25 protein-coding genes and 2 pseudogenes are annotated in these 23,532 nt (G+C 59.5%); 10 read left to right on the top strand and 17 right to left on the bottom strand.

Going from position 1 to position 23,532, the window contains the following annotated elements; all coding sequences use genetic code 11:
- Window positions 1–43: 43 nt before the first annotated feature.
- Window positions 44–649 carry a pyridoxamine 5'-phosphate oxidase family protein gene (locus tag CLU80_RS06070; protein ID WP_099756979.1) on the bottom strand — a complete coding sequence of 202 codons (606 nt, stop codon included), beginning with the start codon at window positions 647–649 and terminating at the stop codon, window positions 44–46.
- 18 nt (window positions 650–667) lie between these two features.
- Complete coding sequence (locus tag CLU80_RS06065) at window positions 668–1,153, bottom strand: GNAT family N-acetyltransferase (protein WP_099756978.1); 486 nt, start codon at window positions 1,151–1,153, stop codon at window positions 668–670.
- A 145-nt stretch (window positions 1,154–1,298) separates the two neighbouring features.
- On the opposite strand from CLU80_RS06065, the gene CLU80_RS06060 reads away from it, so the two are divergent.
- From CLU80_RS06060 to CLU80_RS06050, 3 genes are read left to right on the top strand one after another with little or no spacing between them, the layout of a single operon-like run.
- Window positions 1,299–1,724 carry a YybH family protein gene (locus CLU80_RS06060; RefSeq protein WP_099756977.1) on the top strand — a complete coding sequence of 142 codons (426 nt, stop codon included), beginning with the start codon at window positions 1,299–1,301 and terminating at the stop codon, window positions 1,722–1,724.
- Window positions 1,725–1,764: 40 nt separating this feature from the next.
- Window positions 1,765–2,109, top strand: a complete 345-nt coding sequence (locus CLU80_RS06055; RefSeq protein ID WP_099756976.1) for a YciI family protein — start codon at window positions 1,765–1,767, stop codon at window positions 2,107–2,109.
- Entirely contained in the window at window positions 2,102–3,343 is a 1,242-nt protein-coding gene (locus CLU80_RS06050; RefSeq protein WP_099756975.1) for an RNA polymerase sigma factor, read from the top strand. Before CLU80_RS06055 ends, CLU80_RS06050 begins: the two co-directional genes overlap by 8 nt.
- A gap of 363 nt (window positions 3,344–3,706) precedes the next feature.
- On the opposite strand, the gene CLU80_RS06045 is transcribed toward CLU80_RS06050, so the two are convergent.
- Window positions 3,707–4,561 (bottom strand): LysR family transcriptional regulator, encoded by an 855-nt coding sequence (locus CLU80_RS06045; protein ID WP_093430435.1) that lies wholly within the window; start codon window positions 4,559–4,561, stop codon window positions 3,707–3,709.
- Window positions 4,562–4,650: 89 nt separating this feature from the next.
- On the opposite strand from CLU80_RS06045, the gene CLU80_RS06040 reads away from it, so the two are divergent.
- Window positions 4,651–5,088, top strand: coding sequence for a multidrug/biocide efflux PACE transporter (locus CLU80_RS06040; RefSeq protein ID WP_093430434.1), 438 nt, complete (start codon window positions 4,651–4,653; stop codon window positions 5,086–5,088).
- A gap of 118 nt (window positions 5,089–5,206) precedes the next feature.
- On the opposite strand, the gene CLU80_RS06035 is transcribed toward CLU80_RS06040, so the two are convergent.
- The gene (locus CLU80_RS06035) at window positions 5,207–5,965 is read right to left on the bottom strand and encodes an SDR family NAD(P)-dependent oxidoreductase (RefSeq protein WP_099756974.1); all 759 of its coding nucleotides are present in this window, start codon (window positions 5,963–5,965) and stop codon (window positions 5,207–5,209) included.
- 120 nt (window positions 5,966–6,085) lie between these two features.
- On the opposite strand from CLU80_RS06035, the gene CLU80_RS06030 reads away from it, so the two are divergent.
- On the top strand, window positions 6,086–6,982 hold the full coding sequence (locus CLU80_RS06030) for a LysR family transcriptional regulator (protein ID WP_099756973.1): 897 nt from the start codon (window positions 6,086–6,088) through the stop codon (window positions 6,980–6,982).
- Between the two features lie 123 nt (window positions 6,983–7,105).
- Here CLU80_RS06030 and CLU80_RS06025 read toward each other — a convergent pair whose 3' ends face one another.
- Together CLU80_RS06025 and CLU80_RS06020 are read right to left on the bottom strand one after the other, a co-directional pair.
- Window positions 7,106–8,719: an inorganic phosphate transporter gene (locus tag CLU80_RS06025; RefSeq protein ID WP_099756972.1), complete on the bottom strand. Its 1,614-nt coding sequence runs from the start codon at window positions 8,717–8,719 to the stop codon at window positions 7,106–7,108.
- A 248-nt stretch (window positions 8,720–8,967) separates the two neighbouring features.
- The gene (locus CLU80_RS06020; protein WP_099756971.1) at window positions 8,968–9,990 is read right to left on the bottom strand and encodes a transporter; all 1,023 of its coding nucleotides are present in this window, start codon (window positions 9,988–9,990) and stop codon (window positions 8,968–8,970) included.
- Between the two features lie 277 nt (window positions 9,991–10,267).
- Here CLU80_RS06020 and CLU80_RS06015 point away from each other — a divergent pair, with 277 nt between their 5' ends.
- Complete coding sequence (locus CLU80_RS06015) at window positions 10,268–11,890, top strand: methyl-accepting chemotaxis protein (RefSeq protein WP_095048152.1); 1,623 nt, start codon at window positions 10,268–10,270, stop codon at window positions 11,888–11,890.
- A gap of 110 nt (window positions 11,891–12,000) precedes the next feature.
- Complete coding sequence (locus CLU80_RS06010; RefSeq protein WP_093430428.1) at window positions 12,001–12,447, top strand: hypothetical protein; 447 nt, start codon at window positions 12,001–12,003, stop codon at window positions 12,445–12,447.
- Window positions 12,448–12,726: 279 nt separating this feature from the next.
- On the opposite strand, the gene CLU80_RS06005 is transcribed toward CLU80_RS06010, so the two are convergent.
- On the bottom strand, window positions 12,727–13,032 hold the full coding sequence (locus CLU80_RS06005; RefSeq protein ID WP_099756970.1) for a PepSY domain-containing protein: 306 nt from the start codon (window positions 13,030–13,032) through the stop codon (window positions 12,727–12,729).
- A 161-nt stretch (window positions 13,033–13,193) separates the two neighbouring features.
- Entirely contained in the window at window positions 13,194–14,321 is a 1,128-nt protein-coding gene (locus CLU80_RS06000) for a glycerophosphodiester phosphodiesterase (protein ID WP_099756969.1), read from the bottom strand.
- Window positions 14,322–14,542: 221 nt separating this feature from the next.
- Here CLU80_RS06000 and CLU80_RS05995 point away from each other — a divergent pair, with 221 nt between their 5' ends.
- Complete coding sequence (locus CLU80_RS05995; protein WP_093430425.1) at window positions 14,543–14,869, top strand: DUF2025 family protein; 327 nt, start codon at window positions 14,543–14,545, stop codon at window positions 14,867–14,869.
- Between the two features lie 125 nt (window positions 14,870–14,994).
- On the opposite strand, the gene CLU80_RS05990 is transcribed toward CLU80_RS05995, so the two are convergent.
- Window positions 14,995–15,300: an antibiotic biosynthesis monooxygenase family protein gene (locus CLU80_RS05990; protein ID WP_099756968.1), complete on the bottom strand. Its 306-nt coding sequence runs from the start codon at window positions 15,298–15,300 to the stop codon at window positions 14,995–14,997.
- Window positions 15,300–16,004, bottom strand: a complete 705-nt coding sequence (locus tag CLU80_RS05985; protein ID WP_099756967.1) for a CTP synthase C-terminal region-related (seleno)protein — start codon at window positions 16,002–16,004, stop codon at window positions 15,300–15,302. The genes CLU80_RS05990 and CLU80_RS05985 overlap by 1 nt, the downstream gene beginning before the upstream one ends.
- Before the next feature lie 15 nt (window positions 16,005–16,019).
- Between CLU80_RS05985 and CLU80_RS05980 the strand changes: the two genes are divergently transcribed.
- Window positions 16,020–16,961, top strand: coding sequence for a LysR family transcriptional regulator (locus CLU80_RS05980; RefSeq protein ID WP_099756966.1), 942 nt, complete (start codon window positions 16,020–16,022; stop codon window positions 16,959–16,961).
- Here CLU80_RS05980 and CLU80_RS05975 read toward each other — a convergent pair whose 3' ends face one another.
- The 5 genes and pseudogenes from CLU80_RS05975 to CLU80_RS05960 all read right to left on the bottom strand — a co-directional run bounded on the left by CLU80_RS05975 (window position 16,962) and on the right by CLU80_RS05960 (window position 21,015).
- Window positions 16,962–17,495 carry a DUF1003 domain-containing protein gene (locus CLU80_RS05975; protein WP_099756965.1) on the bottom strand — a complete coding sequence of 178 codons (534 nt, stop codon included), beginning with the start codon at window positions 17,493–17,495 and terminating at the stop codon, window positions 16,962–16,964.
- A gap of 177 nt (window positions 17,496–17,672) precedes the next feature.
- Window positions 17,673–18,110 (bottom strand): annotated as a pseudogene (locus tag CLU80_RS30585) (methyl-accepting chemotaxis protein); the annotation flags it as partial.
- Between the two features lie 108 nt (window positions 18,111–18,218).
- Window positions 18,219–18,902, bottom strand: a pseudogene (locus CLU80_RS30580) (PAS domain-containing protein); the annotation flags it as partial.
- A gap of 280 nt (window positions 18,903–19,182) precedes the next feature.
- Window positions 19,183–20,250: a diguanylate cyclase gene (locus CLU80_RS05965; RefSeq protein WP_099759345.1), complete on the bottom strand. Its 1,068-nt coding sequence runs from the start codon at window positions 20,248–20,250 to the stop codon at window positions 19,183–19,185.
- A gap of 156 nt (window positions 20,251–20,406) precedes the next feature.
- Window positions 20,407–21,015 (bottom strand): TetR/AcrR family transcriptional regulator, encoded by a 609-nt coding sequence (locus CLU80_RS05960; RefSeq protein WP_093430419.1) that lies wholly within the window; start codon window positions 21,013–21,015, stop codon window positions 20,407–20,409.
- 217 nt (window positions 21,016–21,232) lie between these two features.
- Between CLU80_RS05960 and CLU80_RS05955 the strand changes: the two genes are divergently transcribed.
- Window positions 21,233–22,288, top strand: a complete 1,056-nt coding sequence (locus tag CLU80_RS05955; RefSeq protein ID WP_099756963.1) for an MBL fold metallo-hydrolase — start codon at window positions 21,233–21,235, stop codon at window positions 22,286–22,288.
- 36 nt (window positions 22,289–22,324) lie between these two features.
- On the opposite strand, the gene CLU80_RS05950 is transcribed toward CLU80_RS05955, so the two are convergent.
- A complete protein-coding gene (locus CLU80_RS05950) occupies window positions 22,325–22,642 on the bottom strand; it encodes a helix-turn-helix domain-containing protein (protein WP_099756962.1) in 318 nt (105 codons plus the stop codon).
- 93 nt (window positions 22,643–22,735) lie between these two features.
- Window positions 22,736–23,503: an AraC family transcriptional regulator gene (locus CLU80_RS05945; RefSeq protein ID WP_099756961.1), complete on the bottom strand. Its 768-nt coding sequence runs from the start codon at window positions 23,501–23,503 to the stop codon at window positions 22,736–22,738.
- Between the last annotated feature and the right edge of the window lie 29 nt (window positions 23,504–23,532).

Here is a 23,532-nt window from a genome sequence, read left to right as displayed (position 1 = left end):
ATCGTTCCCACGCAGAGCGTGGGAACGATCATTTACGGGAGTGTCAGTAGAGGGTGTCGGTTACGCGTTTCGGTGCTTCGCGGTCGTAGGTTTCGGCGTCGAACTGGCCGTCATTCAGACGTTTGTGGAAGGCGCCAGCAGAGGGCAGGGCGGAGCGCGGCAGATGGGTTTCCGGGTTCCACGCATCCGAGCGGACGAACGCTTTCGAGCAATGAAAGAACGCCGCTTCCACCGTCACCAGCAACACCGTTTTCGCCGGTTTGCCGTTCACCGCAAAGCTTTCCAGCAACTGCGGCTCAGCACTAATCACCGCCGTACCATTGACCCGCAACGTCTCGCCAATCCCCGGAATAATGAACAACAACGACACCCGCGAATCGTGCAACACATTGCGCAGGGTATCGATGCGGTTGTTACCTGGGCGATCGGGCAACGCCAGCGTGCGTTCGTCAATGATCCGCACAAACCCGGCTTTGTCACCGCGCGGCGAATTATCCAGGCCATCGGTGCCCATCGAGCTGACAATCACCAGCGGCGACAGGCGCACCATTGCCTGATAATCCTCGTTGAGAAAACCGATCTGCTTGCGCAGCGCTCGTTCATGCGGCAGTCCGTAAATCGCTTCCAGTGCTTCGATTGAGTCGATCATCGTGCTTCCCTCGATGACTTAGAAAAACAGGCCCATGCGCCGTTCGTAACCGATCCGGCCCTTGTACGCTTCGCCGCTGTCGACATAGCCGTGTTTGGCATACAGCGCGATGGCTGCGTCGTTATCCGCGTCCACCGACAATTCCAGTCCTTTGATCTCCGGCCACGCCTGACGTGCAACGTCGGGCAACGCTTGCAGACACGCCTTGCCGTAACCCTTGCCCTGAGCGCGGCGATCGACCTGCAACGCATGCAGGGTGGCGCTGTGTTCATCGGCCCAGGCCGGCAACACTGGCGGGCGCTTGAGCAACAGAAACGCCACGGGTACTTCATCCGCCAGCAGCGCAAAACCCTTCACACCCGGTCCGGGTTTCGACAGCAGGGTGTGCAAAGCCCCATGGATATCGCCGGAGAACTTGATCTGCTCGGCATGGATTTCAATCGCCTCGACTTGCTCACGCTGCAAGGTGTTAAGGCTGTCGTACGGCACGAGTTGGGCTGACACGGGAATTTCCTTTTTCCTACAAAGATGAGATGAGGCTCGGATTCTAGCGATTTTGTCTTCTGCGGAAATTTTTTGTTTCGCCTGTCGATCAGCTCAAGTGCCGAACGACTAAGGGTGTCTTCACAACAAAAACACGGAGAACACCATGAGCGCACAAACCGAGATCCAGACTCTGATCAACACCTACCGCGAAGCCGTCATGAAAAAGGACGTGGAGAAAGTCATGGCGTTGTACGCCGACGACATCGTCTCCTTCGACGCGATCAAGGCCCTGCAATTCAAGGGTAAAGCCGCCTACCGCGCGCACTGGGTCGAGTGCATGGAAATGTGCCCCGGCCCGCACATTTTCGAGTTCCACGAAATCGCCATCGAAAGCGCGGACAGCATCGCCTTCGCCCACTGGGTGGCCAATTGCGGCGGCACCAATGACAAGGGCGAAACCCAGAGCTGCTGGATGCGCGTCACCGCTTGCTATCGGCAGGTTGGCGGGACATGGAAAATCGTCCACGAACACTGGTCGGCGCCGTTCGATCCGATGAGCGGCGCGACCCTGTTCGATGTGACTCCTTGATCTTCAGCCATAGTTGAACCGTCCGATTCAGGAGAACGCCATGAAGTATTTATGCCTGGTCTACAGCGATGAACACTTGTTGCACTCGTCGCTCGACAGCCCGGAAGACGCCGAGTGCTGGGCCTACGCCGAGTCGATTCAGGGCAGCGGGCGAATGGTCGCCGCCGAGGCGCTGGAGTCGGTGCAGACCGCCACCACGGTGCGTATGCGCAACGGCAAACTGTCGATCACCGACGGCCCGTTCGCCGAAACCAAGGAGCAATTGGCCGGTTTCTACCTGATTGACGCCAAGGACCTCAACGAAGCGATTCAGGTTGCCGGCAATATTCCGGCCGCGCGGGTGGGCAGCGTGGAAGTACGACCGGTGCGGCAGCTGAATGTCTGAGGTCAAGGCGCGGGTCGAGCAGGTCTACCGCGAAGAGTCGCGGCGGATCCTGGCGACGCTGATTCGCTTGCTGGGTGATTTCGACCTCGCCGAAGAAGCCTTGCACGAGGCGTTCTTCGTCGCGGTCGAACGCTGGCAGCGCGACGGCGTGCCGGACAACCCGCGCACCTGGCTGGTGTCCACCGGGCGCTTCAAGGCAATTGATGTGTTGCGCCGCCGCGCGCGGTTCAAGGCCTCGCAGCCATTGTTGTTGGCGCAGCTGGAAGAACTGGAACAGGCCGACTGGAGTGGCGAAGACGTGGAAGACGATCGCCTGCGGCTGATCTTCACCTGCTGCCACCCGGCGCTGGCGGCGGATGCGCAAGTGCCGCTGACCTTGCGCGAAGTCTGCGACCTGACCACCGAGGAAATCGCCCGCGCCTTTCTCTCCGCGCCGGCAGCGATTGCCCAGCGCATCGTGCGCGCCAAAGCGAAGATTCGTGACGCGAAAATTCCCTATCAAGTACCGAGCCTGAGCGAACTGCCCGAGCGCCTCGATAGCGTGTTGCGGGTGATTTATCTGGTGTTCAACGAAGGGTATTCGGCGTCGTGCGGGGCCGAGTTGATCCGTGAAGATCTGACCCGCGAGGCGATACGGCTTGGCCGACTGTTGATGGAATTGCTACCGGAGCCGGAGGTGATGGGGCTGCTGGCGATGATGCTGTTGCACGAGTCGCGACGGTCGGCGCGCACTTCGCCGAGTGGTGAACTGGTGCTATTGGATGATCAGGACCGTTCACTGTGGGATGCCGGGTTGATTGCTGAGGGATGTGCGCTGGTCGAGCATGCGCTGACCACGCGGCGCTTTGGGCCATATTGTTTGCAGGCGGCGATTGCGGCGGTTCATGCTGAGGCGCCGTCGGCGGGGGAGACGGATTGGGAGCAGATCGTTGGTTTGTATGACGTGCTGTTGCGTGCGGTGCCTTCGCCGGTGATCGAGTTGAACCGGGCGGTGGCGGTTGCCAAGCGGGATGGGGCGCTGAACGGTTTGAATCTGATTGAAGGGATTTTGGGTCGCGGCGAGTTGCAGGATTACCACTTGGCGCATTCGGCGCGGGCGGAGTTTTGTCGGCAGTTGGGTCGGGTGGCGGAGGCGCGGTTGGCGTATCTTCGAGCGTTGGAATTGACGCGGCAGGAGCCAGAGCGGCGGTTTATTGAAGGGCGGCTTTCGGCACTGGAATTGCCCTCACCCTAGCCCTCTCCCAGGGGGAGAGGGGACTGATTGGGGGATGCTGTAGAAGTACGCCGACCTGAACGCTCAGCGGTGAATCCATAATCGACCCAAATTTCACGACCATATATAACGCAGCAATCAATCCATAATCGACTCGATCTCTCAGGTCGATGTATGACGCAACACAATGCGGTCGGCCCCCTCTCCCCCCGGGAGAGGGCTCGGGTGAGGGGCTTTTGAGCTCATATCCAATGAATCCATAATCGACTCGGTCTCTCAGGTCGATGTATGACGCAAGACACCTCGGTCGGCCCCCTCTCCCTCCGGGAGAGGGCTGGGGTGAGGGGCTTTTGGCTTCATGCCGGCTAGCGATTAGGCGCGCCGCTATTCCAGCATCTTGCTCAACAACCAGCTCCCCGCCGGCCCCGGCGGATACAGCCGCGACCACAACGCATCAACAAACACCGGCTTAGGCCAGCCGCGCACCTTCAACTCCACCAACAAATCATTGCCAAAACGCTGCGCCAGCCAACGCGGCAACGGCGCCCAGCCAAAACCTTTCTCGGCCATTTCCAGCAACATCAGATAACTCGGTGCCGACCACACCCGACCTTTGCCGCGACTGTCGTAAGGATTGACGATGGTCGCCAGGCGCAATTCACGGTGCTGTTCCAGGACGTGTTGATCAACGTGATCAAGCTTGGCCAGCGCGTGATCGCGATTGACGAACAGGGCGATTTCCGTGCGCTCGGCCACCGTCGACGTTGCCAGGTCCGGTGGGTAGTTCTCTTGCATCTCGGCGAAGGCCAGATGCGCACGACCGCGCTGCACCAGCTCGATCAGGTCATCGCATTCGGCGATCAGGCATTCCAGCTCCAGATCCGGATAACGCTGCTCAAACCCGACCAGCGCCGCTTCAAAACGGTACGACTGATAAGTGTCGGAAATCGCCACGGTCAGCTTCGGCTCGACGCCTTGGGACAATTGCCGCGCAGTCATTTCCAGACGACTGCTGGCCGCCAGAATCGCCTCGGCGCGTTGCAGCATCACATGCCCGGCCGGCGTCAGGGTTGGTTTGCGGCTGCTGCGATCGAACAGCACCAGATCCAGATCGATCTCAAGGCTGGCCACCGCCGCGCTGATGGTCGACTGACTGCGCCCCAGTTTGCGCGCCGCTGCCGAAAACGAGCCTTGGGTCGCCGCCTGGACAAACGCCAACAGCACTTCCTGCGAGATCATCAACTATCGCCTTGATCGATGGTTATTGGTTATGAAGTATCGATGCGAGCATAGATCATGGCAACCTTCTTCACTCAAGGAGTCAGGCCATGACTGCCCACAAATCGATCACTGAACGTATTTTCCAGGCCGTTGGTTTCGAACTGCTGGCCATCCTGATCTGCACCCCGTTGCTGGCGTGGATCATGCAAAAACCGATGCTTGAAATGGGCGCGGTGACCGTGTTGATCGCGTTGCTGGCGCTGGGCTGGAACGTGGTGTTCAACCGTTTCTTCGACCGGATGCTGGAACGCATGAACGTCGCGCACAACGCTTGGATACGTGTGGTGCACGCGCTGCTGTTTGAAGGCGGCTTGATCGTGATGGGCGTGCCGCTGATTGCCTGGTGGCTGTCGGTCAGCCTGTGGCAGGCGTTTTTGCTCGACATCGGCGTGTTGCTGTTTTTCCTGCCGTACACCTATGTTTATCACTGGGGTTATGACGTGGTACGTGAGCGCTTCATGACCCGTAACGCTTGCCAAGGCTAACACCACCCCCGTGTAGGAGCTGCCGAAGGCTGCGATCTTTTACTGTTGATCTTCAAGGGCAACATCAAAAGATCGCAGCCTTCGGCAGCTCCTACCAGGGAAAGTATTTCAGCGTTGGTTAGAGGAACATGCCGCCGGATGCCTCGACCCGCTGACCATTGATCCACTGCGCCCCCGGCGACAGCAACAACGCCAATGCCCCGCCAATGTCATCCGGCTGCCCGGCACGGCCCAGCGCGGTGTTGCTGGCGACCATTGCATTCAGCGCCGAGTTGTCTCTTACGGCGCCACCGCCGAAGTCAGTTTCGATGGCGCCCGGGGCGAGAATGTTCACGCCGATCTGCCGGGCCCCCAGCTCTTTGGCCTGATAACGGGTCAGCACTTCCATCGCGCCTTTCATTGCCGCATAGGCGCCGTAACCCGGCAGACTGAAACGGGTCAGGCCGCTGGAAATATTGATGATCCGCCCGCCATCGTTGATTAGCGGCAGCAACTGCTGGGTCAGGAAGAATGGCCCTTTCAACTGAATGTTCATCAGCAAATCAAACTGCTCCGGGGTGGTCTCGGCAAACAGCGCATGCACGCCGATCCCGGCATTGTTGATCAGGAAATCAAAACGCTGACGGTCAAACGTCTGCTGCAACGCCTGCTCAACACGTGTACCGAAATCGGCAAAGCTTTCGCTGCGGCCGACGTCCAGTTGCAGCATCACGGCTTTCGCGCCGAGTGCCTGCAGTTCGGTTGCCAGCGCCTGGGCTTCATCGGCGCGGCTGTGGTAGGTGCCGATGATGTCGATGCCCTGAGCGGCGAGGTGCAGGGCGGCGTTTTTGCCCAAGCCGCGACTGGCGCCGGTGATCAATGCGATTTTGCGATTCATGGAGGCTTCCTCGATTGCGGTGAGTGGTGATGGGCTCAGTTTATTTGTCCGCCAAGGGGTGATAAACAGGTTGAAAACGGAATCACTGATCGGCTCAGCCGAACAATCCATAGGTGCCTTATGAACAAACTGGAACTGCTGCGCACCTTCGTCCGGGTCAGCGAACTGTCGAGTTTTACCCTCGCGGGCGAGAGCCTTGGCTTGCCGCGCTCGACCGTGTCCGAACATGTGCAAGCGCTGGAAACCCTGCTCGGCACGCGTCTGCTGCAACGCACCACACGCAAGGTGCAGGCGACGCAGGACGGGCTGGTGTTGTACGAGCGCAGCAAGGACCTGCTCTCGCACATGGACGAGATCGAGGGCTTGTTCCGCCAGGACGAGGCGTCGCTGACCGGGCGCATTCGGGTCGACATGCCGAACATTCTCGCGCGGCGTCTGATCATGCCGCGCCTGCCGCAATTCATGGAGCGTCATCCGAACCTGGAGCTGGAAATCAGCAGCACCGATCGCCGCGTGGACTTGCTTAGCGAAGGCTTCGATTGCGTGGTGAGGATTGGCGCGCAGCCGGATCAATCGGTGGTCGCGCGACATCTCGGTGACTTCCCCATGGTCAACTGCGCCAGCCCCGCCTACCTTGAGCGCTACGGTGTGCCGCAAACCCTTGAGGATCTGGCGCAGCATCGACTGGTGCATTACGTCGGCGTGCTCGGTTCGCGTTCGGAAGGTTTTGTGTACGAGGAGGGCGGTCAGGTTAAACGCTTGCCGATGGCTGGCAGCATTACGGTCAACAGCACTGACGCTTACGAGTCGGCGTGCCTGGGCGGTTTTGGTCTGACGCAGGTGCCGCGCACCGGCATGCAACCGCATCTGGAAAACGGCGAACTGGTCACCGTGCTGCCGCAATTCACCGCGCCGGCGATGGGGATTTCATTGTTGTATGCGCGGCAACGGCATTTGCCGTTGCGGGTGCGAGTGTTTATGGATTGGCTGGGCGATCTGATTCGCTCCGCGCTCTGAACCTGAATACAAAACCAATGTGGGAGCGAGCTTGCTCGCGAAGACGGCGTGTCAGTCAATTCAGAGTTGACTGATCCACCGCTTTCGCGAGCAGGCTCGCTCCCACAAGGGGAGTTGTGGTGATTAGAAGATCTGGGTGAACAGCCAGTAGAGGCTGCCTGACAGCAGAATGGCGGCGGGGAGTGTCAGCACCCACGCCATCAACAGATTGCGGATGGTCTTCATCTGCAACCCGCCACCGTTGGCGACCATGGTCCCGGCTACCCCTGAAGACAACACATGCGTGGTCGACACCGGCAAGCCAAACATGTCCGCCGCGCCGATGGTCAACATCGCCACGGTTTCCGCCGAGGCGCCCTGGGCATAGGTCAGGTGGGTCTTGCCGATCTTCTCGCCGACCGTCACCACAATCCGCTTCCAGCCGACCATGGTGCCCAACCCGAGCGCGATGGCGACGGCGATCTTCACCCACAGCGGAATAAACCGTGTGGCGTTGTCGATCTGCTGCTTGAACAATTGCAGTTTGCTGCTGGTGTCAGCGTCGAAATTGCCGACCTTGTTCTTGTCCATCAGGCGAATGCTTTCGCTGGTCAGGTACATGTCGTTACGCACGTTGCCCATGGCTTCGGCCGGGACTTTCGCCAGCGAGCCGTAGCCTTTGACTTCTTCACCGATGTGCCCGGTGAGGGCGGCGAGGGCGGGGATCAGTTGCGGCGTGGCGTCCTTGCTGCGCACGTAATCGGAGAGCACCGCACGCGGATCGGCCGGCGTCGGCAGCGGGGCACTTTTCACCAGCGCTTGCTGGGTGACTTGCGCCACGGCGGCAAACTGCAGCGATTGTTCTTCGGGCATGGTGCGGTTCAAGGCGTAGGCCATCGGCAATGTGCCGACCAGAATCAGCATGATCAGGCCCATGCCTTTCTGGCCGTCATTGGAGCCGTGGGCGAAGGACACGCCGGTGCAGGTCAGAATCAGCAAACCGCGAATCCACCACGGCGGCGGGGTGTTGCCTTTAGGGGCCTTGTACAGCGCGCGATTCTTCACGAATGCACGCAGCGCCAGCAGCAACAGCGCCGCGCAGCCGAACCCCACCAGTGGCGACAGGAGCAAGGCGTAACCGATCTTGGTCGCCTGCGCCCAATCGACACCGCTTGTGCCGTCGCGGCCGTGCATCAAGGCATTGGCCACGCCGACGCCGATGATCGAACCGATCAGCGTGTGCGAAGACGATGCCGGCAAACCGAGCCACCAGGTGCCGAGGTTCCACAGGATCGCCGCGATCAGCAGGGCGAAAATCATCGAGAAACCGGCAGACGAACCGACCTGCAGAATCAACTCCACCGGCAGCAACGCGATGATGCCGAACGCCACCGCGCCGCTCGAAAGCAACACGCCGAGAAAGTTGAAGAACCCCGACCAGACCACTGCCACATTCGGCGGCAGCGAGTGGGTGTAAATCACCGTCGCCACGGCGTTGGCGGTGTCGTGGAAACCGTTGACGAACTCGAAACCCAAGGCAATCAGCAGCGCCACACCGAGCAGCAGGAACGGCGTCCACGCGGTGACCACCGTGCCGAGTTCGTGCATGTCGTGCATCAGGCTGTAGGCGGTGAACAGCATCCCCATCGCCAGCACCGCGAAAAAGATCACGTAGGTGAACGGGCCGGTTTTCTTGTCGAGGGCTGGCCTGCCGCTGGCGGCGGACGCAGGGCTGGCGGTCAGGGAGGGAGTAGCCATGAGCGGACAATCCTGAGCGAGGGAAGGAATGTCGCCCATGATCGTTGCAGAATGTTACAGAGAGACTGCGCCATGTCAGTGTTTGGGGTTTTAGCTCCACCGCTGATCCGAAGACTGAAGAAGATCCCTGTGGGAGCGAGCTTGCTCGCGAAAGCGGTGTGTCATCCGACAATGATGGAGCCTGACACTCCGTCTTCGCGAGCAAGCTCGCTCCCACATTGGGCCTGCGGTGGCAATGCGTTTTGTGGTCAGTAATCGCCTCTTTTACGAAACGCCCACCGCCCGGCGATCACGGTAAACGTCGCCACCAGTGCAACCAGAATCCAGAACCCTTCCGGATCTTGCGACAACGGCACCCCGCCCACATTCATTCCGAAAAAACCGGCAATGATGTTGATCGGCAGCGCCAGTACCGTCACCACGGTCAGGGTGAAAAGCGTGCGGTTGCTCTGTTCGTTGAGGTTGGCGGCGATCTCTTCCTGCAACAGTTTGATCCGCTCACCCAGCGCAGTGAGGTCGTTGATGATCAGCGCAAACTCCTCGGTGGATTTGCGCAGCTCCTTGACGTCCTCCTTTTGCAACCAGGGCGGCGGCCGGTTGAGCAGACGCAACAGCGAACCCGGCTCCAGCGCCAGCAGCCGTTGCAGCCGCACCAGCACACGGCGATTGGCACCGAGTTCGGCACGGTTGGTCGACAGCCGCGAGGAGAGCAATTCGTCCTCGACCTGATCGACGCTCATGCTGGTCTTGCGCACGATCTGCGTGAGTACTTCGCCCTGATCGCGCAGCAGATGCACGAGCAATTCCGAGGGCGAACGAAAACGCTCGCCGGCCTTCACCGACGAGCGCAATTTATCCACCGAGTGCAGCGGTTGCAGACGCGCACTGACGATCAGTTTGCTGCGCACACAGACCCACAGCGTCGACACGTCCGAGGAGACCATGCTGCTGAGGTTGAACACCACATCGTTGACCACCGCCAGCAACGCCGAGTCGACATGCTCGATGCGCGTCGACCGCGAACCTTCGTGCAACGCTTCGAAAAACTCCTCGGGCAATTGCAGATGACTTTTCATCCAGCGCTCGCACGCCGCGTGCGCCAGATTGAGGTGCAGCCAAAGGAATTCGCCCGTGTCGTTATCGTCCTGCAAGCAGCGCAACGCTGTCGCCGAGTCGACTTCGCGGCCACGTTCGCCGGGCAGGAAACGAAAGCCGTAGAGCAGGCCAAACAGATCGGGATCGCGATGGCTGATATCGAGGCTGTGGTTCATGAAGGCTCGCTGCGAGGAGGGTGCGTCGGTCGCGCAAATGGCAGGTTCACTGAGCCGCATCATCGCAATGTCACATGACGTTTGTGTGACAGCAAAGTGACGCCAAATCAGCGACTTACCGGCGGTCGGAATTTCTTCAAGAAGCGCTCTGGTGCGCCGATCACGCTTGGGTTACGTTGCGCGCGCTTGGCCATGAGCCAAGGCGTGCCGACAGGGATGTCCGGCAAAATTTCACGCCTTACCGGGCGTGCCTCATCCTTGTCCTGAGTATCTTTCGATGCTGCAAAAATCCCTGAGAGCGCAAATTCTCGCCCTGCTGAGCGGCAGCCTGCTGGCGGTGCTGTTGATTGCCCTAGCCTGTTTTCATTTCCTCTCCAACGGCGTGCAGAGTTACAGCCAGTTGATCGCCGGTCCCTTGCACACTTCGCAATTGATCGACGAGGCCAACCTGCAATTCAAGGTGCAGGTGCAGGAATGGAAAAACGTTCTGCTGCGCGGCAAGCAGCCGGCGGATCTGGCCAAATATTGGGGTCAGTTCGAGGATCGTCAGCGCGATGTGCAGAACATCCTCGGTGAACTGGCCAGCCAGAAAGGCATCGAGCCGAGCCTGAAAAACCGCATCGAACGTCTGCGTGAAGAACATCGTCTGCTCGGCGCTGCCTACCAGAAGGGCCGCGATGCCTACGTAGCGGCTGGTGGCGATCCGACGGCGGGCGACAGCGCGGTCAAAGGTGTCGACCGTGCCGCCAGCGACCAGATGAGTGAACTGGTTGCCGAACTGCGCAAACAGGGCACCGCGCAATCGGCGCTGATCAGTGCTGACGCCGATCGCACCGTGTGGCTGGGGCTGTTGGTGATGCTCGCATCGGGCCTGCTGATCGGCCTGCTGAGCCTGTGGCTGGTCAACCGCAACCTGGTCGAACCGATCCGCAAACTCATCGATTACGTCACTCAGTTGAGTCGCGGCAAACTCGCCGAGCGCGTGGTCAGCGACCGCCAGGATGAGCTGGGCAACCTCGCCGCCGCCGCCAACACCTTGCGCGATTTCCTCGCCGAAACCTTCACCCGTTTGCAACGCAGCGCCAGCGATCTGGATAGCGCCAGTGGCGAGTTGAATGCGATCGCCACGACCATGGCCGGCGGCACCAACGAACAATTCAATCGCACCGATCAAGTGGCCACGGCGATGAACGAAATGTCCGCCACCGCGCAAGAAGTCGCACGTCACGCCGCTGATGCTGCGCGTGCGGCCGACGATGCCGACCAGTCCGCTCAGCAGGGTGAAAAGGTCATGCAGAGCACCATCCACTCGATCACCCAGATGCGCGGCGAAATCGCCAATACCGCCACGGTGATCCGTCGTCTGGAAGCCGACAGCGGCCGCATCGGCAAAGTGCTGGAAGTGATTCGCGGCATCGCCGAACAGACCAACCTGCTGGCCTTGAACGCGGCCATCGAAGCGGCGCGCGCCGGTGAGGCCGGTCGTGGTTTTGCCGTGGTCGCCGATGAAGTACGCAACCTCGCACAACGCACCGCCGAGTCGATCATCGAGATCAACCAGATTATCCAGAGCGTGCAGACCGGCGCGGTGGACGCGGCGCAAGCCATCGACAGCGGCCAGACGCGCAGTGATGAAAGCGTCGAGCAGGTGACCCAGGCCGGCGCGATGCTGGAGCGCATCACCCACGCGGTGGAAGCGATCCGCGACATGAATCGTCAGATTGCTACCGCCGCCGAAGAGCAGACCTCGGTGGCCGAGGACATCTCGCGCAACCTCACCGAGATCACCTCGATCGCCAGCACCAACCTCGACAACGTGCAGCGCACCGAAAGCGCGAGTCAGAACCTGCACAGTCTGTCGGGGGAGCTGAACGAAGTCACCGCGCGTCTGAGTGCCTGACGCAAACGACCGTGTACCGGTTCGGATACCGAGTCGGTACACAGTCGATCTCAAATTGAGGCGGCCGTGGTCGATGACCGGTTATCTATAACCGGCATTGGAGTATTTCCATGGTCAGCATCACTTCTGTTTCGATCAATCAGACTCTCAGCACACCCACCAGCAAAACGTCGATTAGCGACGTTGCTGACGACACGTCTACCTCAGCAACCGCCAGCACGGGCGCGACTGCCGATAGCGGTAAAGTCGCCGCCGGTGGTGGGGCCGCTCCGGCGGGTGACAGCAGCTCCAGCAGCAGTGAAGAATCGGATTCGGTGAAAGAACTGCGCAAGCAGATTGCCGAGTTGCAGAAGCAATTGCAGGAGGAGCAGCAAGCGCTGCAAGCGGCCCAGGCGAAGCAGGAAAGTTCGGATGCCAAAACCGCCGAAGTAGCTGCCGCACAAGCGCAGATCACCGCCACCTCGGCCTCCCTGTCGACCGCCACAGCTTCATTGTTGCAGGCGTTGCAGGACTCCGACTCGAGCACTTCGGGCTCGTTGGTCAGCACCTCGGTGTGATGCCTTTTCCCCTCACCCTAGCCCTCTCCCGGAGGGAGAGGGGACTGACCGTGGTGATTATGCGAGCTACGCCGACCTGAGATTTCGAGGCGCACTCAGGCCTTGAATAGCCCCCGATCGGCTCCCTTTCCCCCTCGCCCCCTTGGGGGCGGTCCGACGTTTCGGGAGGGCTGGGGTGAGGGGGAGAAAATCTCACTGACAACACATCAACCGGGCCAAACACCAGACACAAAAAAGCCGCACGATCTCTCAATCGTGCGGCTTGCTTTATACGCGGTATCAAGTGTCTTGCTTGTTGCTCAACACCTTGCCAGTGGTCGCATCAAAGTCCACATCGAACTCTTTGCCATCAGCAGTTTTCAATTCAACTTCATACTCATAACCGTTGAAGTGGTTATCCAGGTCAGTGTCAGTAATAGTTGCACCCGGATACAGTTTCAGCGCATCGGCATTCATCGATTCCAGCGACTTGATCTTGCCTTCCTTGACCAGTTGCGGGATCTGGTCGACGCGGACATCAGCCAGGGCCACGCCAGCAGTGAGGGTCAGGGCAGTGGCGGTAAACAGGGCAGTCAAAGTTTTCATCGGTTCATTCCTTGGGTGACTCGTTTAAGTGGCCTCAGGTTAACCAGCGCAACTTAACTCACCCTTAAAACCCTGCACCCAAACAAAACGGGCAAGCCATGCACCTGCACAGAACCTGTGAGAGCGTGGCTTGCCCGTGATGAAGGCGCCTGGATTTCAGATCAGAAACCGTTGTTCTTCAACACCTGATCAACCGTGCCAGCCGCCGGGCGTTTGTAGAACTTCAACAATTCGCTGGCGCGGTTGGTGAAGATGCCGTCGACACCGGCCGCCATGACTTTCTCGAAGTCCACCGGCTCATCAACGGTGTAGACGTGCACCAGCATGCCCTGATCGTGGGTGTACTGGTTCATCCACGGTTGCACCAGATCCGAATAGCTCTGGTCGCCGCCCTTGGTCAACTTCGCCGACGGGCCGGTACCGATGGCACCTTGCGACTTGGCGTAGTCCACCCATTGCTTGAATTCGGCTTCGGACTTCGGCTCTTGTTTGCCGTAGAAAACGTTTTTGTCTTTCTCGCCGGACTCGGCAAAGGTCACTTTCGATTTCGGCTCGATGCTGCCTTCGCCGACCCACAGCAGGAGGATCTTCGGCACTTGCGGCATTTCTTTTTCCAGCAGGGCAAGGCTGTTCTTCTCGAACGTCTGCAGGATCACCTTGCCTTTACCCTGACCCACGCCCAGCGCACTTTTCGCCAGTTTCGAACCGGCCGGGCTCAGCCAGCCGCGATCCTGGAGTTTTTCCTTGAGGTCTTTCTCGATCCCGGGAAACAGCTGCGGCTCTTTGGTCTCGATGTACAGGCCCGGCTTGTGTTGCGGATTGGCCTGAGCGATGTCGATGATTTCATCGAGGGTCAGAATTTTCAGTCCGGCGTAGGACGGGCGGGCGCGATCTGGGTACTTGGCGTTGAACCAACTGCCGGCGTCGAGGGTTTTCAGTTCGGCCATGGTAAACGCGGTGGCCGAGGCGTCCTTGCGCTCCGGAAACTTGCTGGCGACGTCGGTGGTGCGTTGCAGGTTGTCGTCGTGCAGGGCGAACAACACGCCGTCCTTGCTGCGCTGCAGGTCCATTTCCAGGTAATCGGCGCCGAGGTCGCGGGCCAGTTTGTAGGACGCTGCGGTGGATTCCGGTGCATCGAAGGACGCGCCACGGTGAGCAATCACGGCCGGGTGCGGGATGCCGTTGGCAGCAGCGATCGCTTTCGGGTCGGTCTGGCTGGCAGCGTGTGCCTGACCAAGACCGAGCAGCAGGCTCAGGACCAGAGCGCTTTTGGTGAAAGTGGCGGGCATGTTCGAGTTCCTTTCGCAGGGCATTTTCAAAGACGTACCTTTTAACAACTGAATCGATTGCGTGCTATCGCAGGACCGACATAAACGTATTAAAAGCGATTTTTCCTGCGCTTTTGTGGCGCGGTTTGCAGTACGCTTGCCCACGGCAGACGTCCCGGCAGAGGGCGCGCCGCTCCGTTGCCCTGCGTGTAAACCATCGATCATTTTTCGTGAGGTTTACCATGCGCATCACCTCCCAACTCATCTGCCAGGCTGCCGACGATCTCAAGGGTTTTGTCGGCCTCAACCGCAAGACCGGCCAGTACATCGTGCGTTTCAGCGAAGATTCGTTCGGCATGGACGTGGCGGATGACGGCATTATTCCTGTGAATGAATTCGTCTGGGCGCCGGCGACGGCGCAGACCATGACCCTTAAGCGCGAGTTGATTCAGTTGTTGCTGGATCAGAACATCGATGAGCGGATCAACATCACCGAGCCGTTGCGCGTTTATATGAGCAGGGTTGAAGTGCCGGAGATTGTCGCGGTGCGGAGTCTGGTGCGCGGCTGAGATTATCTGTGACAGTGCGGGCCTCTTCGCGAGCAAGCTCGCTCCCACATTGGATCTGCGTCGATCACAAATCCATTGTGGGAGCGAGCTTGCTCGCGAAGGCGGCCGAAAGTATGACCCTGCAATTACTGGCTGAACCGATATTCACGCTCAACCCGGCACACCCGCGTATGAAACGCCGAATACCACTGCAAGCGTCCGCGCTCCTGAATCAGCCGATGCTCAGGGTTCTGTCGCCACGCCAGAATCGCCGCTTCGCTCTGCCAATACGACACCGTAATCCCGACGCCATCCGCGCCGCGAACCGACTCCACCCCGAGAAATCCCGGCTGTTCACGCACTAACAATTCCATGCGTTCAGCCGCCTCGGCATAGCCGTTGTCACCCTCGGTTCGAGTCGAGGTAAAAATCACCGCAAAGCAGGAAGCCATCAACGTGCCTCCGCACAAGCTTCGACAAACGCGCGCACCAGCGGCGGCATCTGCCCTTTTAGCGCGGCACGCTCCGGTTGAAACAACGTCGCGACAAAAAATCGGTGATCCTTGAGTTCAATCGCGCGCAAATCCCCTGCCGAATCATGACCCACGGCTTGTAGCCGATCATTCAACAATTCCTGTTCGAACAGCGGATTCACACCGAAGCGGCAGCGATAACCTTCACGAATCTCAGACGTTTCGTACGCCTTGGCGATCAACGAGCCGGGCACCAAGTGAATGCTGTCCACCGCTTCGACCAGCGAACAGGTCAACGGCGTGAGTACCGCGCGTTCTGAGTCGGGTGATGTTTCACCATGTTCCGCATCCACCCAGCCCAACACGTTGCGGGAAAATTCCAGCACCGCATGCTGAAAACCGCCGCAGGTGCCGAGGAAAGGGCGCTGCTGTTCGCGGGCAAAACGGATCGCCCGAAGTGCGCCGGCTTCACTTTTGTAAGGGCTGGCGGGTACGCACCAGAAACCGTCGAACCGCTCGAGCGGCGTATCGGCGTGGATCTGCTCGGTGGCCAGCCATTCGAATTGCACGTTGCGATTGAGGTGTTCGGCGACCAGACCGAGGGCGACGGGAATGGCTTGGTGGGCGGTGACTTGCGGGTCGTAATCGCCAATCAGGGCGATACGGATGGCGCTGTTTTCCATGGGAGTTCCCTGCGCTTGTTGATTGATGGCACTCACTATAGATTGGCGTTCACGCACTCAACATTGGCGTTTGCCCAAGTGATCAATGCAGCCACGCACTATCAGCTCGACTACCCCGACCTCGCCCTGATTCTCGCCTTGGTGCGTGGCGGCTCTCTGGCCCGGGCTTCGCAGCTGTTGAAGGTCGATGTGTCGACGGTATTCCGCGCCGTGCGCCGTCTCGAAGCCGCACTCGGCCAGCAATTGTTCGAAAAAAGCCGTGCCGGTTACCTGCCGACGAACCTCGCGCAGACGCTGGCCGAGCAAGCCGAACGTGCCGAACAGGCATTGGAAGCCGCACGTATCGGCGTGGAGCAGGGCGGCGAAGTGGTCAGCGGCACGGTGCGTCTGACCTGCACCGATTCGGTGTTGCAGGGTTTGCTGCTGCCGGCGCTGGCGCAGTTCATGCCCAATTATCCGGCGTTGACCATCGAACTGAGCACCTCCAACGACTTCGCCAACCTCAGTCGCCGTGATGCCGACATTGCTCTGCGCCTGACGCGGACACCGCCCGAGCATCTGGTCGGACGGCAACTGGCGAAAATTTCCTACCGGGTCTGCGCCAGTTCGCGCTATCTGCAAAATGTCGATGCTTCGGATCTGACGGCGTTGACCTGGATCGCCCCGGATGACTTTTTGCCCGATCATCCGACTGTCGCCTGGCGTCGCCAGCACTTGCCCGGCGTCACTCCGGGGTATCGCTGCAACAGCATGTTGTCAGTCACGGAACTGGTTCGTGCAGGCCTCGGCGTGGCGGCGTTACCGGACTTCCTGATCACCGAAGCTGTGCAGGCGTTGAGCGAGCCGCTGCACGGTTACGACACCGCGCTGTGGTTGCTGACACGCCCGGATTGCCGAGCCTTGCGCTCGGTGGTGACGTTGTTCGATGAACTCGGGCGGGTACTGCGTTTGCCGTGATCAGCGCTGCGGGTTCTGGCGCATATGATCGTGCAGTTCGCTGGTCAGACTGGCGATGCGTTCGGTGAGGTTTTTGGTCATCTCGGTGAGGCGGGTGTTCTGCTCCAGCAACTCAAGCAGTTGCGCGGTGTTCTTCGCCGCTTGGGCCTGACGCTCGGTATTGGCCTGTGCCAGCGCTTCACGGTGTAGCGCATCGGCATCGGCTTGTGCCTTGTCGCGCGCGGCCTGACGGGTTTGTGCCAGCAGAATCAGCGGCGCGGCATAGGCGGCCTGGAGGCTGAACGCGAGGTTGAGCAGGATGAACGGGTAAACGTCGAATTGCGTCACGCCCGACACGTTGAGGCCGATCCACACCGCGACGATCACGGTTTGCGCACCGAGAAACAGCGGCGTGCCGAAGAACCGCGCGAACGCCTCGGCGCGCAGCGCAAACTTGTCGTTGCCGAAGGTGGTGTTGAGGTGGGCGTGGGGGCGGTGGAAGCGCAGGTGATCGACGGGAGCTGATTCAGGTGTTGCGGGTTTTTCAGTGGTCATGGTGCACTCGGCAGGGCATGGGACGTGTAGTCACTATAGCCCTGCGTTGTGGCGGCCGGCCCCTTCGCGAGCAAGCTCGCTCCCACAGGTATCCGGGGTGTTCACACATATTGTGATCAACCTAACCCCTGTGGGAGCGAGCTTGCTCGCGAAGGCAACGACGCGGTCTACCTGCCTTTAACCCGGCACCCGCTCATTGGCAAACATGCTCACCGCATCCACCGCCTCACTGGCACCATCACGAATCTGCAGAATCACCGTCCCCGCCTGATTCGCCAATTCGACGCCTTCAGCCGCACGGCCCCGGGTGCCTTCCATGCTCTTGATGGCCTGACGGGTTTCGCTCTGGATCAAACCGATCATGGTGGATATCTCCGCCGTCGAGCCGCTGGTACGCCCCGCCAGCAGGCGCACCTCGTCGGCAACCACGGCAAACCCGCGGCCCTGTTCACCGGCGCGGGCGGCTTCAATTGCAGCGTTGAGCGCCAGCAGATTGGTCTGGTCGGCAATCGAGCGGATGGTGTTGACGATGGCGGTGATCTGCTCGGAGCGTTCCCCCAGTTGCGCAATCAGCGTTGAAGACTCGGCAATGTCTTCGGCGATTTCGCGCATTTCGCTGGCGGCTTGCTGGATCACCTGCGTACCTTGCTCGGCGACTTTTCGCGTCGCTACCGAGATGTGATAAGCCGCGCTGGCACTGCGTGCGTCCTGTTCGTGTTGCTCGACGCGCGCGGTCACATCGGAGGCGAACTTCACCACTTTGCACAAGCGCCCGGCAGCGTCGTAGACCGGGTTGTAGTTGGCTTCCAGCCACACCGTTTGCCCGCGTTTATCCACGCGTTCGAACTGCCCCTGGAAAAGTTCGCCCTGATTCAAGCGCCGCCAGAAATCCTCATAAACGCTGCTGTTGACCAGTGCCGGCGTGCAGAACAAACGGTGATGTTTACCTTTCAGCTCGGCGAGGGTGTAACCCATGCGCGTCAGAAAATTCTGATTGGCCGTGAGAATACTGCCGTCGAGGTTGAATTCGATGACCGCCATTGCCCGGTCGATCGCCTGCAACTTGGCGTTGGCTTCGCTTTCCTGCTGCACCTTGGCGGTCACGTCCATGGCGTACTTGACCACTTTCACCACCCGTCCCGAAGCATCCTTGATCGGGTTGTAGCTGGCTTCCAGCCAGATCGGCTGGCCCTTGCCGTCGACCCGTTCAAACGTACCGGACTGAAACTGGCCGTTTTTCAGACGTGACCACAGATCAGTGTATTGAGCACTGCGCCCGAACTCCGGTGTGCAAAAACGCCGATGGGGCTGGCCGATCGCTTGTTCGGCGGTGTAACCCATGGTCTTGAGAAAGTTGTCGTTGGCGCGCAGCACCACACCATCGAGGTCGAACTCGATGACCGCCATCGAGCGATTGATCGCATCGAGCAGGCCCGTTTGTTCGGTGAGGGTGCGCTGAAGATCGTCGACGACGGCTTTGTGGCGATTAAAGAACATGTTCGCAGTACTCAGGAAGTGGGGAAGATCGAGGATTCAGTCCCTATTTCCGCGCCGGCAGACCGAATGCGCGGACGGCATTCGGCAATGACTGCTCAATACCAGTATTCCTTAGCTGGCAGATGGCTACTTATACAAAACTTCATAAACTTGTACAAGGAAGTAATTATTTGTAATTTTGTATAACTTTTTAGGCGTCGGCGTTGTCTGTCGCGGTCCTGGTCAAGGCCACACTGATGGTGTTGCGGCCCGTGTGTTTAGCGATGTAGAGCGCTTTGTCGGCATCGTCCAGCCAGTCCAGTGCATCCTTGTACAAGTATTGATAGCGCGCCAAACCGATACTCAGGCCCACTCGCAACTCTGGCACCTGCGGATGACGGTACTGCTGCAATGCCTCGCGCAATTGCTCCATCAGGGCCTCGGCCTTGTGCAGGGGCAGTGTCGGCAGGATCACGCAGAACTCGTCACCGCCGTAGCGCCCGGCCAATTCGTACTGTTCCAGCAGGCGTTTGAGCTCCTGACTCAATTGCCGCAGTACCTCATCGCCGACGATGTGCCCAAAGCTGTCGTTGATCTCCTTGAAATGGTCGATGTCGATCAACGCCAACGTGGCTTGGGTGTTGTGTTGGCGGCATTGCTGAAATTTCAGGTGCAGCAGGTCTTTCCAGGCCCCGTGATTGAGCAGGCCGGTGAGGCTGTCGGTGCGGCTCAGGGCACTTAGTGCGCGTTTGTGTTGGGAGAGTTTGATCGCCAGGTGATAACAGACCATGCCCAGCGCGAGCGGATACAGGGTGAGCATCGGCAGGCAGGCCCAGACTTGCGTTTGGGTCATCGTCAGGCTGAATTTGACACCGAAAATGGCCCAGCCCAGCAGTACACCGGCGAGTTGCGCGAGGGCGCCGAACACGAACAGACGTTGGCCGCCGGCGGCAACGTTGTTCATGGTCATCATCGACAGGATGGTCACGGTGGTCAGCGGGTTGAACTGAAAGCACGCCGCCCAAAAACCGCCGAACATCGAGTCGTATAACAAATTGCGGCGTTCAGCCTGATACGGGAACGCCGAGCGCGTGGAGATCTGGTAAGCCAAGTGCGGCCAGGCGAAACCGTTAAACAACAACAGCGCCCACAGCCAGTCGGGCATGGTCAGCGGATACAACGCCGCAGCGACGCTGAAGAATCCCACGCCCAAGCCAATGGCTCTGGGCAGATAAATACGTCTGGCGAATGACAAGCCTTTGCCGCGTTGGTTTTCCATGATGCCCTGCGCGAAATTCATCCTGAAATACTTTGCAGTATTTTCTCAGGCTAACCGTTCGTCGGTCGATTGTCGGACATTGTCATTTATTCCAACGGGAATAATCAGTGTCCTTCCGAGCCATTTAGTCGATGGTTCGCGCAGGAGAGGGGCGATTTAGAGCTGATAGTGGGCCAGAAACATCTGCAGCGCCGATTCGGCGACGCTGTTCTGCATATCGACATCGAGGGCGGCGCGGCCCATCGACATCTGCGGCCAGAAAGCAAAGGTCTTGAGCAAGCCTTGTACTTGCTGTGCGGCGAATTCCGGATCGACCGGTTTCAGTCGGCCGTCAGCCTGCGCGGCGCGAATCCACACGGTCAGACCTTCCTCGCGCTTGCCCATGCGCTCGACCATGTTCTGCGCGCGCTCCGGCGAGTGAATGGTGGCGGCAATTGCCACACGGGCCAGGGTCAGGAAATTCTCGTCAGCCATCAACTGCATTTTGGCCTGGAGCATCTGCCTTAATTGCTCGCGCAAGGGCTGATCGCGGTTATAGACGACGGATTGCTCTGCGCTGATTCGTGCCCACAACTGGTTGAGAATTTCGGCGAACAGCTCTTCTTTGCTGGGGAAGTGGTTATACACCGTACGCTTCGACACACCAGCCGTGGCGGCAATCTTGTCCATGCTGGTGATCTCAAAACCGTTGGCACGGAATTCGGTAATCGCCGCTTGAATAATGGCTTCGCGTTTACGGTCGGTGAGGCGTTGTGGAGCTGTCATAAGTACGCTTCGGCAGTGAAAGGGTGAAATTACACTTGGCAGTTTACTTGTCATCCGCTTTGATGCAACCTAGAAACTACACCGCCCAGTGTAATGTTGCGTTAATCCTCGCAACCTAAAAAACAGACAGTTCGGCCTATGCGTGCAGCTTTGGCCATTTATCGTCCCAACCGTGGAGAAACCGCGAATTGCGCGGTTTTTCTGGAGTCATTCAGTCATGGCCAATCCAGTTTCGATCCCGGATAACACATCCACGCCTGAAGCCTCTCGACAGGCTCAAGGCCTGTTTCGTAATCATGCGCCGGTGCAACGCGAAGGCCTGCGCAAAATGCTGCGGATCATGTGGAACATGATTTTCCACAAACCGCGCAACACCCGGCCCGCCGCGCCTATCCCGGTGCAAGCATTGACTCGGGAAGAGCTGCTGGCAGCGCCCAATCACAGCGTCTATCGCCTCGGTCACTCGACCTTGCTGCTGAAACTGCGCGACAAATTCTTCATCACCGACCCGGTCTTCGCCGAGCGCGCATCACCAGTGCAGTGGGCCGGGCCGAAACGCTTCCACCAGCCGCCGATCAGCATCGATCAGTTGCCGCCGATCGAAGCGGTGATTCTGTCGCATAACCACTACGACCACCTCGATTACCAGGCCGTGCTCAGACTGGCCGCCAAGACCAACCTGTTCCTCACGCCACTGGGCGTCGGCGACACTCTGATCAAATGGGGCATCGATGCCAGCAAAGTCCGTCAGTACGATTGGTGGCAGGGCGCCGAGATTGCCGGCATCCGCTTCGTTGCTACACCGTCGCAGCATTTTTCCGGCCGTGGCCTGTTCGATGGCAACAGCTCCCTGTGGGCATCCTGGGTAATGATCGACGGCGACACGCGGATCTTCTTCAGCGGCGACAGCGGCTACTTCGACGGCTTCAAACGCATCGGCGAACAGTTCGGCCCGTTCGACCTGACCCTGATGGAAACCGGCGCCTACAACGTCGAATGGCCACACGTGCACATGCAGCCGGAAGAAACCTTGCAAGCGCACATCGACCTCAAGGGTCGCTGGCTCTTCCCGATCCACAACGGCACCTTCGACCTGGCGATGCACGCCTGGCACGAACCGTTCGACCGGATTCTGGCACTGGCGTGGGAACGCAGTATTTCCATTACCACGCCGCAGATGGGGGAGGCGTTCAATATCGCTCAACCGCAACGCGGGGAGGCATGGTGGTTGGCGGTTGAAGGGGAGAGTGAGGCGGTGGTGCAGAGCGCCTGATAGCTCGCCCAGTTCGCCCCTTCGGGGGCGATTGTCTTATTCAGCCATCGCAAAATCCCCACGCCCCATCGCTTCCGACGACACGCCCTGAACACTCGCACTACGCCCCGGTGCAAACCCGGGAAAGAACACCAGCCCCTGCGCCTCGAACCGGTAAGCCAACGCCAGCCGCGCCGCATCGGCCACGTCCTGCTGCGCTTCAAACCGTTGAATGTCTTCAACCGAAACCTCAGCCTCGCGCGATAGCTGTTCCACGCTCCAGCCCAGCATCGCTCGGGCCTGGACGCAGTGCGTCGGGGTGAACTGGAAAAGGGCAATGCGTTCGAGGATGTGGTTCATCGCAAGAGAGGCCATGGTGTGCTCCGGGCTCAAGAGTGCTGATTGAAAATGTACTGTGTTTTTGTACAGTTGTTTTCGGCCGGGATCAAACGCATTTTTTGATTTGCGCTAATTTGCCGCCTCCAACCAGACGGACGGTGCCTGCCCGAGGATCCGCCGGAACATCGTCGAGAACGCCGCCGGGCTCTCATAACCGAAGTCCAGCGCGATGCGCGTCACCGCTTCACCCGAGGCCAAGCGTGCCAGCGCCAGAACCACGCAAGCCTGCTGCCGCCATTGTCTGAAGCTCAGCCCGGTTTGTTGGCGAAACAGTCTGTTGAAGGTACGCAAGCTTATGTGTAATTGGTCAGCCCATTGCTGTGGCGATTGGTGGGCGTACGGCTGATGCAGAAAGTTCTGACACAGAGACAGGAGCTTTCCGTCAGTCGGCAGCGGAATGTGCAACGGCAGCGGCGCACTGCGCGTCAATTCATGCAGCAACAGATCAATCAACACGCCATCGCGTCCGTCCAAGTCATAGGTCAGCAATAACTCCACGGCCTCCATCAGCAAATGCCGCATTAACGGCGACACACTGATTACCTGGCAATGTTCCCCTAAATCCACAGCACCCGGTTCGATGTACAAGCTGCGAGTGCTGACCCCAAGCATCACCACCTCATGCGCCACCCCCGGCGGGATCCACACCGCTCGCTGCGGCGGCACCACCCAGTTGCCGTCATGGGTGCTGACCTGCATCACCCCGGTCGCGCCGTACAACAATTGCGCCCGACGATGCGTGTGAAAAGGCAGCAAGTGACCGTGGGAATAATCCGTACCGATCGCCACCACCGCGCGCGGTGTGTCATCCAGCAGATTGATCGAAACATTGCGCATCAGGCGTTACTCGGTGGTTGGCGTAAACG

Source organism: Pseudomonas sp. 29 (assembly GCF_002754355.1).
GTDB lineage: Bacteria > Pseudomonadota > Gammaproteobacteria > Pseudomonadales > Pseudomonadaceae > Aquipseudomonas > Aquipseudomonas neuropathica.
This window is presented reverse-complemented; position numbering and strand designations above follow the sequence as displayed.